This window comes from Aliiruegeria sabulilitoris (genome assembly GCF_001558155.1).
Lineage (GTDB): Bacteria > Pseudomonadota > Alphaproteobacteria > Rhodobacterales > Rhodobacteraceae > Tropicimonas > Tropicimonas sabulilitoris.
Genome location: NZ_LOAS01000119.1, coordinates 1 through 665 on the forward strand (window position 1 = coordinate 1; position 665 = coordinate 665).

Here is a 665-nt window from a genome sequence, read left to right on the forward strand (position 1 = left end):
GCCGGTTGTAGCCCTGATAGCCGTCGAGCTGCAGGATGCCATCGAAGCCCGTCAGGATACGTTCCGCATTTTGGCCGACGCGGCCGGCGGCATAGGTGAAGACCACGCCGGGCGGGTCATCTCCGCCCCATCCCCGGTCGTCCCGAGCCAGGGCCCAGAGATAACCGGTCTGCGTCCGCCCCCGACCGGGATCGAGGACCGGGGCGGTCGTCTCGTCTGTTACCCGGCAGGCGATTGCGCAGCAATCTGCCGAGAGGGCATGAAGAGCTTGCCGGAGCCCTTCAGATGCTCGGCCAGCCGATCCACAACGGGGGCAAGGTGGAACGCGGCGGTGCCAATCCAGTCCGCCAGGGTGCTACGGTGCAAATCGATCCCGGAACGGGCCAGGATCTGGCTCTGGCAATACAATGGAAGGTCATCGGCAAACTTGCTGACGAGCACATGCGCGATGGCGCCCTCGGTCGGCAGGCCGCCTTCGATCAGATGGCTGGGTGCCGGCGCCTGGGTCACGCCCTCGGCGCAGGCACGGCGGGCGTTCGGGCATTCCTTCGAACCGGTGGCAGTCATGCCCTCACTTCGGGCGGAAAGTAACGATGACCCGCAGCTGCGCAGGAATGATATCCAGCCGTTCGGTGCGGTCTTCGCCAATCTGGTGCATTTCCCCA

1 pseudogene is annotated in these 665 nt (G+C 65.6%); it reads right to left on the reverse strand.

Features of this window, described 5'->3' with window-relative positions:
• Positions 1-665, reverse strand: a pseudogene (locus AX756_RS24805) (IS66 family transposase); the annotation flags it as partial.